At 61.8% G+C, this 16,147-nt stretch carries 13 protein-coding genes and 1 pseudogene; 4 read left to right on the plus strand and 10 right to left on the minus strand.

What is annotated here, in order from left to right:
* Nucleotides 1-163: 163 nt before the first annotated feature.
* Nucleotides 164-1,201, plus strand: coding sequence for an IS110 family RNA-guided transposase (locus tag AWB68_RS37095; RefSeq protein ID WP_087649200.1), 1,038 nt, complete (start codon nucleotides 164-166; stop codon nucleotides 1,199-1,201).
* Between the two features lie 325 nt (nucleotides 1,202-1,526).
* On the opposite strand, the gene AWB68_RS37100 is transcribed toward AWB68_RS37095, so the two are convergent.
* From AWB68_RS37100 to arcD, 6 genes are all read right to left on the minus strand, one after another.
* On the minus strand, nucleotides 1,527-1,967 hold the full coding sequence (locus tag AWB68_RS37100; protein ID WP_087649201.1) for a hypothetical protein: 441 nt from the start codon (nucleotides 1,965-1,967) through the stop codon (nucleotides 1,527-1,529).
* 188 nt (nucleotides 1,968-2,155) lie between these two features.
* Nucleotides 2,156-3,361 (minus strand): bifunctional aminoglycoside phosphotransferase/ATP-binding protein, encoded by a 1,206-nt coding sequence (locus AWB68_RS37105; protein ID WP_160110136.1) that lies wholly within the window; start codon nucleotides 3,359-3,361, stop codon nucleotides 2,156-2,158.
* Nucleotides 3,362-3,938: 577 nt separating this feature from the next.
* Nucleotides 3,939-4,850: a carbamate kinase gene (arcC, locus tag AWB68_RS37110; protein ID WP_087649203.1), complete on the minus strand. Its 912-nt coding sequence runs from the start codon at nucleotides 4,848-4,850 to the stop codon at nucleotides 3,939-3,941.
* A 9-nt stretch (nucleotides 4,851-4,859) separates the two neighbouring features.
* Nucleotides 4,860-5,858, minus strand: a complete 999-nt coding sequence (gene argF / locus AWB68_RS37115) for an ornithine carbamoyltransferase (protein WP_087649204.1) — start codon at nucleotides 5,856-5,858, stop codon at nucleotides 4,860-4,862.
* Nucleotides 5,859-5,882: 24 nt separating this feature from the next.
* Nucleotides 5,883-7,100 carry an arginine deiminase gene (locus tag AWB68_RS37120; protein WP_087649205.1) on the minus strand — a complete coding sequence of 406 codons (1,218 nt, stop codon included), beginning with the start codon at nucleotides 7,098-7,100 and terminating at the stop codon, nucleotides 5,883-5,885.
* Between the two features lie 13 nt (nucleotides 7,101-7,113).
* Complete coding sequence (gene arcD, locus AWB68_RS37125; protein ID WP_087649206.1) at nucleotides 7,114-8,595, minus strand: arginine-ornithine antiporter; 1,482 nt, start codon at nucleotides 8,593-8,595, stop codon at nucleotides 7,114-7,116.
* 226 nt (nucleotides 8,596-8,821) lie between these two features.
* On the opposite strand from arcD, the gene AWB68_RS37130 reads away from it, so the two are divergent.
* Both AWB68_RS37130 and AWB68_RS37135 read left to right on the plus strand, forming a co-directional pair.
* Nucleotides 8,822-9,568, plus strand: a complete 747-nt coding sequence (locus tag AWB68_RS37130) for a carboxypeptidase-like regulatory domain-containing protein (RefSeq protein WP_087649207.1) — start codon at nucleotides 8,822-8,824, stop codon at nucleotides 9,566-9,568.
* A 128-nt stretch (nucleotides 9,569-9,696) separates the two neighbouring features.
* Entirely contained in the window at nucleotides 9,697-10,278 is a 582-nt protein-coding gene (locus AWB68_RS37135) for a hypothetical protein (protein ID WP_087649208.1), read from the plus strand.
* A gap of 14 nt (nucleotides 10,279-10,292) precedes the next feature.
* Here the strand turns inward: AWB68_RS37135 and AWB68_RS37140 are convergent, their stop codons facing one another.
* The 3 genes from AWB68_RS37140 to AWB68_RS37150 form a co-directional block, all read right to left on the minus strand.
* A complete protein-coding gene (locus tag AWB68_RS37140) occupies nucleotides 10,293-12,539 on the minus strand; it encodes a serine hydrolase (RefSeq protein WP_327384037.1) in 2,247 nt (748 codons plus the stop codon).
* A gap of 119 nt (nucleotides 12,540-12,658) precedes the next feature.
* Nucleotides 12,659-13,852 (minus strand): putative glycoside hydrolase, encoded by a 1,194-nt coding sequence (locus tag AWB68_RS37145; RefSeq protein ID WP_235028710.1) that lies wholly within the window; start codon nucleotides 13,850-13,852, stop codon nucleotides 12,659-12,661.
* Between the two features lie 71 nt (nucleotides 13,853-13,923).
* Nucleotides 13,924-14,748 (minus strand): polysaccharide deacetylase family protein, encoded by an 825-nt coding sequence (locus AWB68_RS37150; RefSeq protein ID WP_087649213.1) that lies wholly within the window; start codon nucleotides 14,746-14,748, stop codon nucleotides 13,924-13,926.
* A 291-nt stretch (nucleotides 14,749-15,039) separates the two neighbouring features.
* Here AWB68_RS37150 and AWB68_RS37155 point away from each other — a divergent pair, with 291 nt between their 5' ends.
* Nucleotides 15,040-15,489, plus strand: coding sequence for a CBS domain-containing protein (locus AWB68_RS37155; protein ID WP_087649211.1), 450 nt, complete (start codon nucleotides 15,040-15,042; stop codon nucleotides 15,487-15,489).
* A 71-nt stretch (nucleotides 15,490-15,560) separates the two neighbouring features.
* Here AWB68_RS37155 and AWB68_RS37160 read toward each other — a convergent pair.
* Nucleotides 15,561-16,085: pseudogene (locus AWB68_RS37160) on the minus strand (SagB/ThcOx family dehydrogenase); the annotation flags it as partial.
* Nucleotides 16,086-16,147 lie beyond the last annotated feature (62 nt).

Here is a 16,147-nt window from a genome sequence, read left to right on the forward strand (position 1 = left end):
CATATTGAAACTGGGAGTTTCGCAACCCTTTATTCGCGCCTATTCGCGCGCCGCGCCTGGCTTCACGCCATTTTGCAGATGGAATGGGCACCACCCACCCGAACGGCATCGATGTGCCAAAGTTGAGGTCCGACGTTCGACTGAAAAATTGGAGGCACCCGAAATGGATATTACCGCTGTTGGTGTGGATCTCGCGAAGCACGTCTTCCAGGTGCACGCGGTGGACGCCCGTGGGCATATCGTATGCCGCAAACGCCTCAGCCGGTCACAAATGGCGCCGTTCTTCGCCCGTCTATCGCCCTGTCTGGTCGGTATGGAGGCCTGCGGCAGCGCACATTACTGGGCACGCAGGCTGACTGCGATGGGACATTCGGTGAAGCTGATGGCGCCGCACTTCGTCAAGCCTTACGTGAAGACGAACAAGAATGACATGAACGATGCCGAAGCCATCTGCGAAGCAGTGCAACGACCGAACATGCGCTTCGTGGCCGTCAAGACAGTCGAGCAGCAAAGCATTCTCCATTTACATGTGAGCCGGCAACTACTGGTCAAGATGCGCACCCAGGTCAGCAACCATCTACGTGGCCTGCTGAGCGAGTACGGACAGATCCTGCCTCAAGGCATCTGCCATCTCGCCGAGATCCCTGCGCTGGCCGAAGACGCGACGAATGGATTGCCCGGGATGCTCAGACAGTTGCTAATGGATATGCTCGAACATCTCAGAGAGATCGATCGCAAGATCGATGTGATGGAAACACAAATCCGTCAATGGCACCGGCAAAGCGAAGCCAGTCTGCGGCTTGCAGAGATCCCTGGCATCGGCCTCCTGACAGCAACCGCGCTGGTTGGTTACATCGGCACCCAGGCACAGGGTTTCGTCAGCGGTCGTCATCTAGCGGCCTATCTCGGCCTCGTACCCCGACAGCATTCCTCGGGCGGCAAGCAACGCCTCGCCCACATCAGTAAAAGAGGCGATCCGTATCTGCGCACGCTGCTGATTCATGGTGCACGCGCGGTGGTCCGGATGTGCCAGGGAATCCAGCGCCGCGGGTCGACTCCGGTAGATCCTTGGTTGGAACGCTTGCTGGCCCGCAAGCATCCCAACCAGGCCGCGGTCGCGCAGGCTAACCGAAATGCGCGCATCGTCTGGGCTTTACTCGCAAATAACCGCACGTACTGTTCCCGGGTCACGGTCAACTGAGCAAAATCACTGTCGGACTGGAGCGCAGTTTCCCAATTCAACGGTTGCACAAGGCAAGCTTGCATGATGGCGATTTAGGTCAGACCTCGGTGAGCAAAGCCTGATAGTCGGTCCGGGCATCAAAGCCCGTTTTGCAGATGAGGACCTCACCGGCGCATCCCATCAAGGCCAGGGGTATGCCCCGTAAACAGGCCGAATATAAGGATGCAACCGATCTAACCGCCGGAACGCAAGCTCTCCTTGGCAAACGGGTGGTGCCCATATAAGACCGACTAGCATAGCGAGAAACCGCTTTTTGCACGAGTTCCACGCGCGATCGAGCGAATCATGCAGTGCCGACGGGCACCGAGAGCGAGGCGGGAAGAACCCCCCAACCTACCGGAACATATACGCATCCACCCGCGAGTTCGATAGAAATAACAAACGACTCCAGCGTTACGCCAGCCATGATATGCAGTGGCGGGCCTCCCGCATAACTTTCCGTACGCAGCCATGGCGTGCGGCCCGCGTTAATGTCCAGCACGCTTCGGGCGGGACCGTCGCGACCCGCGTCGGGCGTAAAGAGCGGTCCATCGAAAGCAACTTTCAGGATCTGATCGGGCGCGTCGTCGTACGGATCACCAGCTGATTCCTGATACGGCGCGCGCTCCCAGTATTCACCCCATTGTTGATCGAGCGGGACCCGCGTTAAAAACGCCCAGGGTGTGCGCACGAAACAGAGGCGGTATGCGTGCCGCACGCCGTCGAGATTGACGAGGAGTGACATGGCTCTGCGGGCTCTCCGGATGGTCGAATGTCCCTGTATGAACTATGCGCGTTCGCGGATGGAACCCACTGATCTGAATCAAACGCTGTGCGAAGCGGACTTCGCTGCTGTGCCGATATCGACGAGCCGCCATCCGATGCCAACGTTCGGCAACCCAACGTCGTGCGTCTATGCGGCTCGGTCGCGCGCTACCATTGCCTTTCCTTCCGTTCGTCGTGCAGTGCGCCTCCATGGTGCAGTCGCGCGAGCAAAGGACTCCAGTAGGCGGGCTCCTCGAACGAGGCGATCGGCACATCGGTATCGAACACGACTGTTGACGAGAGTTCCTCGCGTGTCAACGGGTCCGCATTGGCAAGCTGCAGCGCAAGGACGGTTTCGTCCGCGTCGGAAGGCTGATATGGGCCCATCGCGCGCTGGCGAACGCGCCTCTGCAAGCAGTCTGGAGCCGCCCGGAAATCAAGGATGAGAAGGGGCACTTGCATCGAGCGCGCAAAAGCGACGAAGCGCGACCGATGTTCGTGATAAAGGAAACTCGCATCGACGAGGGCGCAATAGCCAGCTTCCAATACGTGGTGCGCGAGGTTCAGCAGTCTGGCGTATTGGACGTCGACGGCTTCTGGAAGATAAGCGCCATGTGTCAGCGATCGCTCCAGCAGCGGAGCAAACGGAGCAGCACGCTTGCGTTCGATGTCGCTCGAAAGCCTTATTGCACCGATGAGCGGTGCAAGTGCTGTACTCGCGGCAGACTTGCCCGAGCCGGAATAGCCGTGGCAGAGCAGCAGGCACGGCTGCCTTTCCCGCACCGCCTTGACGGCACATTGCAGATACCCGCTGGCGCGCTTGGGGCCCCCTACGCCTTCTGCGCTGCGAGCCTTCAACGTCTCGACGAGCGCTCGCACCAGTGCACGATAGACGATGTATAGGCGAATAGCGCGCAGTCCGGCGAAGTCGCCAGTCGCGAGGAGCCAGCGATTCAGCAGTCGCGTCTCGAGATCCGGGCGGTCGTGGGCGCGGAGATCCATGCAGAGGAACGCGAGGTCGTTGACCACATCGATCCACCGCAGCACTTCGCTGAACTCGATGCAATCGAACATCAATATATCGCGCCCGGCTAGCACGACGTTCTCGAGATGCAGGTCGCCGTGGCACTCGCGCACAAAACCTTTGGCACGACGCGCGTCGATGTGCTCGGCGAGTCGGGCAAGTTCCAACCCGCACCATGCGCGTACCTCCGCAGGGACGATTCCGGCGGACTCGCGATCAAGCTCGGCAAGAATTGCATGCACCTGCGTTTGGACCTGGTTGGCCGACCCGTAGGCGCGACGAGGTGGGCTCCGGGAGGTGCAGCGATGGAAAAGTGCGAGTCGGTCCGCCGCGCTCTCGATGATGTCCACGCCAAGTTCGCCGGCCGCGAGCAGGTTTGAAAATATGCGCCGTTCATCGAATCGTTTCATCTTGACGGCGTAATCTACTGGACACCCCCTGGTGTTCAGCAAGTAGGTGCGCCCGACGCGCACGATCGGTACCACTCCGACGTAGATCGGCTTGGCGAGGCGCCGGTTCAGTCGATACTCTTCCCGGCAAGCGCGGCGCCTGCCTTCGATGCGCGTGAAATCGACAAAGCCCAGGTCGACTGGCTTTTTGATCTTGTACGCAAATCGACCGGCGAGATACACGACCGAGATGTGCGTCTCGATTCGTCGAATGCGCCCCGCGGGATGTCGATATGTGCATGACCGACGCAGTGCAGCATCCAGAGCGTCCCAGCCACGACGAGCGGCATGTTCGCGTCGCGACGCGTGAATTGATGGTCGGTTCGACATGGCGGTGCCTGGGCGAAATGAGGGGGATACTTGGGATTCAACGGCGGGCCGCTTTGTTCATTCGACGCGGACAATATGGCGCTGCCCGGAAGCGCCCTCCTCAATAGTTCAGCACAGAAGCGGTAACTCGGCGATGGTCTCGCCCGCGTTAGCCATCGCTTACGATCCGAGTCCCTGCGGCGCCGCTCAACATTTCCTCTATCCGCTCGAGTGCGCCAATGACGGCAGGCCGTCCGGTTTGCTGTACGAAGTCGCAAGCCGCTTGTACTTTGGGACCCATCGATCCCGCTGCGAACGACCTCGTCCGCAATTCGGAAACTGTCCCCTCCCGCAGCGGACGTTGGTGCGCAGTGCGCCAGTCGAGATAGACCGCGTCCACGTCGGTCACGATGAGCAGGATGTCGGCGTCCACTTCAGTGGCCAGAAGCGCTGCGCACAGGTCTTTGTCGATGACCGCCTCGATGCCCGCGCAGGTTCTGCCGTCGGCCCCGACGGTCACGGGAATACCACCGCCTCCTGCGGCGATAACGATCGTGCCGTGATCCAGCAGACATCGGATCGGCTGGAGTTCCATGAAGCACCGGGGCTTCGGCGAAGCGACGACACGACGGAAGCCGGCTCCGTCCGGCGCGATCTTCCACCCGTTGGCAACCGCAAGACGCTTGGCCTCGCTCTGCTCGTACACCGGGCCAATCGGCTTGGTCGGGTGTTCAAAGGCCGGATCGTCTGCTGCAACAGCGACTCGCGTGAGCAGCGTGGCGACCGGACGGGTCAGCGGGATTGCATTTGCCAGCTCCTGTTCGATCAGATAGCCGATCATGCCTTCCGATTCGGCATCGAGCACGTCGAGCGGCGTTGCGTCCGCGTTCGCTGCAGCAGCCTGTAGGGCCAGCAGACCGACCTGTGGGCCGTTGCCATGGGCGACGATCAGTTGATGACCGTCGGCCAGCCGCGCGAGTTGCTGCGCGGCCTTGCGGATATTGTTGATCTGATTTGAGATCGTGAGCGGTTCATCGCGCCGCAAAAGCGCGTTGCCTCCCAGTGCAACGAGTATGCGCATGACGTCGTCCTATCCGAGCGTTGCGACCAGCACGGCCTTGATTGTATGCATTCGGTTCTCGGCTTGCGAAAATACGATCGAGGCATCCGATTCGAACACGTCGTCGGTGACTTCGAGCTCCGACAAGCCGTATTTCTCGTGAATCTGTTGGCCGATCTCGGTCTCGACAGTGTGATACGCGGGCAAACAATGCATGAAGCGGGCACGTGGTTTGCCGGTGGCTTTCATCAGCGCGGCATTGACCTGATACGGTCTGAGCAGTTCGATGCGCTCACCCCACACGTCGAGCGGCTCTCCCATCGATACCCACACGTCGGTATAGACGAAGTCCACGCCATCGACCGAGACGAACGGATCTTCGTCGAGCGTGACGCGCGCGCCGGTGGTTTCGGCCAGCGCGAGCATTTGCGCGACAAGTTCGTCGTGCGGCCACCGCGCGCGCGGCGCCGCGATCCGTACGTCCATCCCCATCTGGACGCCGCCGACCAGAAGCGAGTTGCCCATGTTGAAGCGGGCGTCGCCGAGGTAGCAGAACGAAAGTTCCGACAGCGGCTTTTGGCCGAATTCTTCCATGGTGAGCAGATCGGCAAGCACTTGCGTCGGATGGAATTCGTCGGTTAGACCGTTCCACACCGGAACATGGGAAAATTGCGCAAGTTCCTCCACGGTGGTTTGATGAAAACCCCGGTATTCGATTCCGTCATAGAGGCGTCCCAAAACGCGCGCCGTGTCCCTGAGCGATTCCTTGCGGCCGAGCTGAGAGCCGGCCGAATCAATGTTCGTGATATGTCCGCCCTGATCGTGCACGGCGACTTCGAAGGCGCAGCGCGTTCGGGTCGAGGTTTTTTCGAAGATCAGCGCGATGTTCTTCCCGGTCAGCCTGGGGATCTCGTTACCCGCATACTTCGCGCGCTTCAGTTCGGCGGCAAGGTCGATCAGGAAGCGGATGTCACGGGGACTGAAGTCTCGCATGTTCAGGAGGCTGCGGTTGCGGAGATTAAATGGCATGGTGTCGTTGGCCTCGGGTTCTGGCTAGATAGCGTCGCGCGCGAGCGGGCAGGTCATGCAATGGCCGCCCCCGCGGCCGCGTCCCAGCTCGGCGCTCGGAATCGTGATGACTTCCACGCCAGCCTTGCGCAACAGCGTATTGGTGTAGACGTTGCGGTTGTAGGCAACAACGACGCCCGGCGCCAGCGCGATGACGTTGTTGCCGTCGTCCCATTGCTCGCGCTCGACTTCCCACTCGTCGCCACCCGTTCCGATAGCGCGTAGCTTTTTCAGGCCTATCGAACGTGCCACAAGATCCAGAAAGGGCGCCGATTCGGCACGCACGTCGAGCTCGCCGGGCTTTTCTCCGGGTCGCAGGCTCGTGCAGCAAATGCCGTTGACGATTTCCGGGAAGATCGTGACGAGGTCGCGATCACAGAAGGTGAAGACGGTATCGAGATGCATTGCCCCGCGCGAGGGTGGCAAGCGCGCGGCGATCACGTGTGTCGCGGCCTCGCGCGCGAAAAGCGAGCGTGCGAGTTGTGTCACGGCCTGAGGGGACGTGCGCTCACCCATACCAACCACGACGACGTCTCGCGACAGCGGCATGACATCGCCGCCTTCGAGGGTTGCGCCTCCATGGTCCACATCCGGATCGCCCCACCAGATGCGGGTTTGGGTGTTGAAGCGATGATGAAATTGGTAGATGGCCGCAGTAAGAAGTGTCTCCTGACGGCGCGCGGGCCAATACATCGAGCCAAGCACGACGCCGTCATTGATCCAGCAACAGTTATCTCGGGTGAATAGCGCATTCGGTAACGGTGCGAGCAGGAAGCCGCAAGGGCCAATGCAACTCGACACGAGGCCAGCCGGTACGAAAGGCAACTCGCCCCGCACGATTCCGCCGATCAGTCGCGTGGCGAGCTCCTCCGGCTTCATTTCGTCGAGCCACGGGCGTAATTGCGAGGCCAGTTCCTGATCTACCGTGCCCGGAGACAGCTTGCGGTCGAGAATCCAGTTACGTGCCTCGTGCGTTCGGAGGATGTCGGCGAGGAGATCGTTCGTATCGAAGACTTCTATCCCCCGGTCCTGCATCGCGTTCAAGAAGCCATAGTGGTCTGTTTTCGCCTGCGCCACCCACAGTACGTCGTCGAACAGCAACTCGCGGCAGTTGGCCGGTGTGAGGCGCGCCTGCGCCAGGCCCGGCCGGCAGACCAAAACCTTGCGCAATGTGCCGACCTCAGAGAAGACACCGAATTCCATGACGGCTCCCTGCTCACAGACCCAGCGTGCCGCTTGTCAGCAGATAGGCGGCGAGCGCGGCGAGAACGATGATCGCAGTCAGGATCGCGACTTCGAACGGCTTGAAAAGACGTGCCCCCTGTTCGCGCTTGGCCCATCCGTACAGAAGTATGCCGGGCGCATAGAGCAACGCGCTGAGCAACAGATATTTTGGACCTGCCGCGTACAGAAGCCAGCAGCAGTAAGTTGTCGCCAGCACCGCGACCACCAGGTCACGGGTGCGCATTCGATCGGCCGCAGCATAGGCGTCGCCGCGCGCAGCAATGCGCACGGCATAGACAGCCGAGAACAGATAGGGGACGAGGATCATCGACGTGGCGAGCGAGATCAGTGCCTGATAGGTCGCGCTGGAGACCAGCGTGACAATCAGGAAGAGTTGTACCAGGCCGTTCGTCACCCACAAGGCATTGGCCGGGACGCCATGGTCGTTTTCCCGCGAAAGGAAGCGGGGCATGACGCCGCCCGAGGCGGGGGTAAATAGGGTCTCGGCGGCCAGAAGTGTCCATGCGAGCAGCGCCCCACCAACGGAAACGAGCAGCCCGAGGCTGATCATGACTGCCCCCCACGTGCCGACTGCCTTCTCCAGCACGCCGGCCATCGACGGGTTTTTCATCGCGGCGAGCTCCGCCTGCGGGACGATGCCGGGCGAAAGCAGCGATACGGCCATCAGCAACAGCAACACGATCGCGAAGCCGTAGAGCGTTGCGCGACCGACGTCCTGGCGATGTTCGGCGCGCGCTGAAACCACGCTGGCACCTTCGATACCGATAAATACCCAGACCGTGATCAGCATCGTGCTCTTGACCTGCGCGAAGACGGATCCGAGCTTCGGGGTGCCCCAGAAGTCCTGTTCAAAGGCCTGGCTCCTGAAGGCGGTCACGGCCAGTGCGATGAAGGCGAGCAGCGGGACAATCTTGGCGAAGGTAGTGACTGCGTTAAGCACGGCGGCACCGCGCACGCCACGCAAGATGACGAGATGTAGGATCCACAACAGCACTGAGGCACCCGCGATTGCCAAGCGGGTATTGCCTTCGCCAAACGCTGGAACGAAGTAGCCGAGCGTGCCGAACACGATCACAAGGTAGCCGACATTGCCGATCCACGCGCTGACCCAGTAACCCCACGCGGAGTTGAACCCGACAAAGTCGCCGGCGCCTGCCCGCGCGTAGGCATAGATGCCGTTATCGAGTTCGGGCTTGCGCATCGCCAGCGTCTGGTAGACGAAGGCGAGCATCAGCATGCCGATGCCGGTGATCAGCCAACCGATGACCACAGCACCCGCTCCCGCCCCGGCAGCCATGTTCTGCGGTAACGAGAACACACCGCTGCCGATCATTGATCCAACCACGAGCGCGATGAGCAAACCTAGCTTCAGTCGCTTCGGAATGGCAGCGACAGCCCCGGGGCGTGCGGCCGGGATCGGCGTGGCCGGCAGATGATCGGCGAAATGTTTCATGGCGAGGCTCCGTCACCTGGCAATGATTGCATTTAGTCATGCATGAGCACGGGCTTTCTTGACGTGGATCAGCTTTCCCTGCGACGACGGTTTACTGATGCGGTCCAGACGTCACGACCCGCACTGAACATGTGTCGTCTCGTTGACCGAGATCAATCCTGTGGGGGTGTCCTGTTGTCAAACTTGTAGTGGCCCAGTGCTCGCCTGATTCGTATGGAGGTACATGATGTCCAAGTCGTCGCTTCGCAGCGTGACCGCCGTAGCGTTGTTCACCATATCCGCCACGGTCGCGGCCGCCGGCGCAAGCCCGCCCGTACGGGCGCCGGATGGTCAGCCTCCCATGATGGGAACCCTTCTCAGCAACGAGGAGCGTGCAGACTTCTGCACGCAGATGCAAAGCGCAGCGACGCCCGAGGAACGTCAGGCTGTCTCGCGGCGCATGCATCAACTGGTAGCCGAGCGCTCGCGCGAGCAGGGTGTCGCGCTACCCGGCACGATCGGGGAAGCAGGCGCAATGATGGGGTCTGGCGCTGGCGCGCCCGGCCCGCATATGCAAGGGATGATGGGCATGGGTTGTGGGCCTGCAGCATCGAGAGCGGGAACGGGCGATAAGCCGCCGCCAGGCAATGTCGCGATCCGGAAGTACGACGGCATCCCGTATGTGACCGGAGGCGTGGGGGAAGACGAGGCCACCGCATTCAAGCGGCTCGCGTCTTCCTACAACACGCGAGCGACGTTCGTGTCAAACATCGGCGAGTATCTTTCGGGCGTCACCGTGCAGCTGCGCCGCGCGGACGGGACGCTCGTGTTCTCCGCCACCTCGGACGGTCCCTATCTTTTCGCTCGGCTTCCGCAAGGCCGGTACCGGCTGAACGCGACGTCCGATGGCGTATCGCAGGAGCGCTCCATCGACGTGCCCAAGAGCGGTGGCGTCAGCATGACGCTTACGTGGCCGACGGCATCCCGATCCTGATTCGGCGCGCCGGCGGAAGCGTTCGGTGCATGAGGCGAGATTTGACATGGCGTTAGAGCCAATCTGCCAGGGCTGGCCTGCGGCTCCGAGCGCGCATTGCTGGTCGGGCTACAGCAGGAGAAGCGAAGATGAAGGATGCTTTTGAACGCCGCGCGCTTTTGCTTCATCTTGGAGACGCATTGGAGACTGTGCGCTACGTCGCCGGTTGCGGACAGGACCTCCGACTCGTACACGACCTCGTAGCCGACGACGAGACACTTCGCCGGTTCCCGTTACTCGGTCAGGTATCGACGCGGATGACGGCCCGTGAGTTTGTCCGAAACGCGGCGAACGCTTACTGTTCGTGGCCGCGTCGGTTGCTCGAGGCGACGCTGAACCGCACTGCGCTTGAGCGCACCGTACACGATAGTCTGTATTCAACGAACTCCGTCGGCTGGCACGCTTACGTGACGATGCTCAGGAAGGACGTTCCCTGGTTTGGCATCGACGTGCGGCGAATTATCGACGCCGAAGTAACCGAAGAAAATGCCAGCGATGAATCCGCAACGATCGAAATGCCAGCCGGCGACATGCAGACCGCATCGCCCGACGAACCATCGGATGAGAGCGATATCGAGCGTTATCAAAACGAGAAGTCTTCCGCATCCCGTGAGAGCGTCGAGAGCGGTCGCCGTTCGGATTCGAATTGGCCGTGGAACGGCGACATTTAACGATGCGCGTTGCTTCACTCGTCCGGGTAACGCAGGTAAGGCGCCCGAAGCCGCGCGAATCGCTCGATCCGATCTGCTTCGATGACGTCGAGTGCTTCAAGGCTTGCACCATCGCGCACGGCTTCCCACACAGCCTGCGAACCTACCGACTCGCGCGTGGCAGCAAGATCAAATTCTTGCGGGTAGAGCGCGTGCAGCGTGGCAAGCAACGCCACGCCGACACGGCCCGGCGGACGAGACCGGTCGTGCGCGACGATGGCGACACCATGACACAGCACGCCGCGATAAGCAGACTCCGTAGGCAGGAAGTCGACTGGTCCGAATTGGACGCCGAGGTCGAGCGCGTTGAGCGCCCGCACAAGGCGCATAGCATCGATCCAGGGCGCGCCGATCCATTCGAACGGGTGCGGCGTGCCGCGTCCGACGCTCACGTTGGCTCCCTCGAGCAATGCGACATCCGGATAGAGGTTCAATTGTGAAGGCGTGCGCAGGTTCGGCGATAGCGGGACCCAGCCGAGCCCCGTATCGGCCATACGCATCGAGCGTCGATAGTTGCGCATCGGTATGACCCGCAAATCGGCTTCAATGTGCCGCTCGCGGTTGAACAATGACGCCAGCTCGCCAACGGTTAAGCCAGGCATGAGCGGTAACGGGAAATAGCCGGTGAACGATTCATGTCCGGCATCGAGCATCGATCCGCCGAAGGTGTCGCCGCCGAGCGGGTCCGGGCGATCAAGCACAAACAGCGGAATATGGCGGTGCGCCGCGGCCTCAAGCGCATAGCCGAGCGTGGTTTCGTAGGTGAAGAAGCGCACGCCCGCATCCTGAATGTCGAACACAAGCGCGTCGAGGCCCTTAAGAGCGGCATCCGCAAACCGGCGCCCGCCTGTATAGAGACTGTGGACGACGAGGCCTGTCGCGGGGTCGCGTGCATCGTCGATTCGCTCGTCGCGATCCGTGCCGAGTCCATGCTCCGGTGCAAACAGCGTCGCCAGCGTGACGCCCGGTGCCTGCGCGAGCACGTCGATCGTGCGCCTGCCTCGTGAATCAAAACCGCTGTGATTCGTGACGAGGCCTATTCTTAAGCCCGCGAGTGGAGCGAACAGGTCGTCCTCCAGGACGTCGATGCCGGTTCTGACCGGACCCTTCGAGACAGGCAGGGCGGATGCCGCATCGATGGCGGAGGCGGCCCACGGCAGCAGTCGGGCGAGTTCGTGGGCGGAGAGCGGTGGCTCGCGGCTTGCCAGCAGTGCGACGACTTGTTCGCGCAGGGGTCGGGCGTCGCCCCGGTCATCCGGATGCACACGATTCGTGAGAATCACGAGGAACTGCCGCGACGCGAAATCAATCCAGATTGCCGTGCCTGTATAGCCGGTGTGGCCGATCGATCCGACGGCGGGTAGTCGGTCACGATTCGAGGCCAACGGAGCGTAGAGTTCCCATCCAAGAGCGCGCCACGGTGACGCGGAGGCGAGAGCTGCAGACGTTGCAGGCATTGCGAGCGCAGTGACGCTCGACGGTTGCAAGATTCGCAACTCGCCTGCACGGCCTGCGTTCAGAATCATCTGTGCAAATTGGGCGAGATCGCGAGCGGTCGAGAACACGCCTGCATGGCCCGATACGCCGCCCATGCGCGCCGCTGTCGGATCGTGAACGCGGCCGCGGCGCATACCGAACCGATCGGGCGTTGTTGCCGCGCTTCGCGAGGCGCGGGCGCGGTCCGGGAGGAAGCCGGTATCACGCATGCCAAGAGGAGCGAAGATGTAGGCGCGGCAGTAGGTGTCGAGCGAACGATGAGTGACGCGTTCGACGAGTACGCCGAGCACCACGAAGTTGAGGTCACTGTAGATTACGCGGGTGCCGGGCTCCGCTTGCAGTTGCTCCGCCAATACCTCGCGTAACACGTCTGCGCGTGTGTGTGCAGCAGATAACGAGGGCAAGTCTGGGCGCAGACCCGAGGTATGTGAAAGCAATTGACGCAGCGTGACGTCCTGCTTTCCGTTTGCAGCGAACTCGGGCCAGTATCGTGCCACTGGCGCATCGAGCTGCAGGCGCCCCTCCTCGACGAGTTGCATAACTGCCGTCGTCGTGGCGACCGGTTTCGTGAGCGAGGCGAGATCGAATTCGGTATCGAGCGTCATCGGCTCGGGCCGGGGCGAGACGACACGCATCCCGAACGCTCTCGCATACGAAACCCCGTGTGCATCGCCGACCATAACGACTGCGCCCGGAATCCGTCCGGCGTCGATCTGTGCGATCACAATACGTTCGAGTTGTGCGCGGGCCGAGTCGTCCAAACCGCTACCGGCTGCGGCACGCGTGGCGAACACAAGCGCGCAGACGAAAGCGCCGCGTATCAGCTGGCGTGTCAGCCGGCGTATCAGCGCGGCAGGTCGGCGGCATCGTAGCGATTGCGCGGGTTCCATAGCATCCATCCGTCGGTCGCCGCTGCGTCCGCGGCTTCGGTCTGCTTGCGAATCGCGTCGGCGCCGAACTCGCGATGGTCGAATGCGTAGTCACGAAACGCCTGCAGCCATGGACGGAATCGCACGCCGGGAAGTCCCGTTCGCTGCATGGCTTCGGCGAGGGACCGACGCACGATCTGCCCGGGGTCCGCGACGGGATTGGTGCAGCCCGGCAGGCCCCATGTGAAGCCCGAGGGATAGAGCATCGGGCAGATGTAGTCGAGCGCCGTTCCGAGCGTGCCGATCTCCTGGCCGATCGCAGTATCGTCGAGATTCCAGCAGACGTACCCGAAGATGTCGGCGGACACGAACACGTTGTACGGTGCGAGGCGCGCCCGCGCCGCCTTCAGGAAGCCGACGATGGCCGCGGTGCGGTTGCCGCGCGTGTTCGGCAGCGCGAAGTGCACGCCGCTTGCATCGGGAAAGCGGACGTAGTCGAACTGGATCTCGTCGAAGCCCAATCGTGCCGCCTCCTCGGCGACATCGAGGTTGTGCTGCCAGACCTCATGCGAAAACGGGTCGACCCATTGCAGGTTTTCGCGATCGCGCCACGGATTGCCATTCCCATCGCGAACCGCCCAGCCAGGATGCGCGCCGGCCAGCGGGTCGTCCTTGAACACCACGATGCGCGCGATCAGGTAGAGGTTCTTGCGGTGCAACTCGGCAAGCAATGATTTGAAGTCTTTCGAGACTGGCGCCCGTTCCTTGATCTGCGCGATTGCTCCGATCGCTTCGCGTGCGTGGCTCGGATAGGGAGTCAGGCCGCGATCGCCCTTCACGTCGATGACGAGCGCGTTGATGGCCGTATTGTCGGTCAAGCTGACAGCGGCGGTGCGCAGCGTCGCGCTGTTCACGCCATATACCGACAGGTACACGGCCTTCGGCCGAAAGGGCGTCAGCACGATGGTTACCCGCTCGTCACCCGAAACCGCCGTTTGTGCGCGGAGGTATCCCGGGGCTCGGGCGGCAACGCTCGAGCCAGCATGATCGATCGCAAATCGTCCGTCCTGATCGCTGAGAACTGTTTCCGTCGCCGTCGTGACGATGGCTCCGCCAACCGGAGCAAGGGTGCTTTGGTCCATCACAATACCGGTCACCGCTGCCGCCATTCTACTGACCAGCAAGGCCGAGACGAAGACGAGTCCGAAGATCAATGCACGCACCGACACTGCGCGCGCGCTCATGGTCGGCCACCGGAGGCGGGGACCGTCTGTTGCTCGCTTTCGCCGAGCAACCGCGCAAAGGCGCTCGTGCCATGACCTTCGACGATCAGGAAGCGAGGCATCGCGAGCAGCGGCGAATCTCTTTCGACTGGACGCGCGTCCAGTGTAAAGCCGGCCACATAGCCGTCGCCCGCGGCGAGCGCCAGCAGTTGATCGTCGTAGATCCCAAAGGGCCACGCGAGCATGTCGACGTGGCCGCCCACTTCGGCTTCGATACGGGCGCGTGACTGCTCAAGTTGCCTGTGCACGAACTGGCGGTAGTCAGTCGGCGCGAGGCGCTGACGCTCGTGGTTGAAGTTTGGATGCCAGTACGTATGCGACTGGATATCGAACAAGCCGCTCTGATTGAGTGTGCGCAACTGGCCCCACGTCAGCGCATAGGACGCGTTCGAGATGGCCGACGGATAGACGAACAAGGTCACGGGCAGACGGTCGCGCATCGCAATCGGAAGCAGCACGTCGAATACCGAGCGATGGCCGTCGTCGGCCGTGAGCACGGCGGTCTTGGGCGGCAGGGTCGCGGCGGGATCCTGCCGCCACTTCAGCACGTCCCGCAACGGCACAATCCGATAACCGTGCGCGCGCAGCAACCCCAACTGTGCTTCGAAGGTCTCAATGCGCACGGTCATCGAATCTTCGGCCTTAACGGCGAAGCGGTGATACACGAGAATGATGACGCGCGGCTCGGTTTGCGATGGCTGCGCGGCGTTCGCGCCGGGTAGCCATGCGCAGGCGAGCATGAGGAGGATACGCAACGCAAGTACTTTATTCTTGGCTGTCATTTCTTGTATCTCGCAGCGGAGAATGGCGCGATCCGCGTCCACATTATTGTCCGGTCACGCATCAATGGCGGAGAGGCTCTGTTCGAGGCATCCGATTCATATTGCGCGCACGATGCCTCCTGATTCGTGACGCAGATCAAGTGCGCCTTTCGTCGACACACGAAGCAACAGGGCAAATTCCCTGGTGAAAGCGGGAGCCATTCGGTCTGAACATGGTTTGATCAAACGCAACCCGGGCTCTTCATCAAGGAGCACAGTGGCTGCGAACATTCATGTAAAAGGAGAACGGCCATGAATGCAGGGAAAATCTGCACACTTGATGTCATCGTGTGCGGCACCGATGCGAGCGCTCTGGACGCAGCCCGCCTGATGCGCGCCAATCACGTCGGAGATCTCGTCGTGATCGACAAGGCCAACGGCAATCGCCGGCCGGTCGGCATGGTGACCGACCGGGACATTGTCGTGTCGGTCGTCGCGAAGGAGGTCGATGCAGCCGGACTGCTAGTCACCGACATCATGTCGTCACCCGCCATCACGGCGTTCGAGTGGGAAGACGGTTGGCGCCTGCTGCGCCGCATGCGCCTCCACGGCGTACGGCGGATGCCGGTCGTCGACGATGCCGATGCACTTATCGGCATCGTGACGCTGGACGATCTGCTGCGCTTCTCCGCGGAGTTCTTATCGGAGCTTGGGCACGTCGGCGGACGGCAGAGGTTCTTCGAGGAGAAGGCGCGCGCCTGATTGCCACGGTTCCTGACGGATCGGGGCGGTGCGCGCCGACCGCGATCCGATTCGTCGTCGGCCGCTGGCGACTAGGCTGTTGCGGCGGGCATGCCAACGGTCTGCGCGAGGACGGGCAATTCGTCTTCGTTAAGCCGCAGCGCGTCTGCCAGTAAGCGATGATTGATCCACCCGCGTACGACCGTGGCAAGACCGGCGGACGCGCAATAGAGCGATACGTTCTGGGCTATGGCACCCGCGGCGACGGCGGAGAAAATATCGCGCTGTTGCGGCGGTATTGGGAGCAGCTTGGCCGTCTGCACCACATACACCAGATCCAATGGTGCCGTGCCGACAAAATCCTGATAGCCGGTCATATTGCGGGCATTGATCGCGTGCTTGAGAACCAGGTGGTGCGACAGGGCGTCATAACGGTAGACGCCGTACGGCAGCGCGACGTAGATATCGATCTCGTTGAATGCGCGTGCCGACGGTGCGGTGCGCCCTCCGGTTCCGGGACGGTTAACTCCATTCGCGGCCCACAGCAAGTCGCCAAGCACGTTCAGGGAAAGCGGTTCGTCTGCGAAGGTCCGTGCGCTAGCCCGAACTTTGAGCGCCCGCGCGCATAATCCTTTGATTTATCAGGATTATTCTTTTGCGAGTGAGACGATTACTGGGT

The sequence above is a fragment of the Caballeronia choica genome (assembly GCF_001544535.1).
Classification (GTDB): domain Bacteria; phylum Pseudomonadota; class Gammaproteobacteria; order Burkholderiales; family Burkholderiaceae; genus Caballeronia; species Caballeronia choica.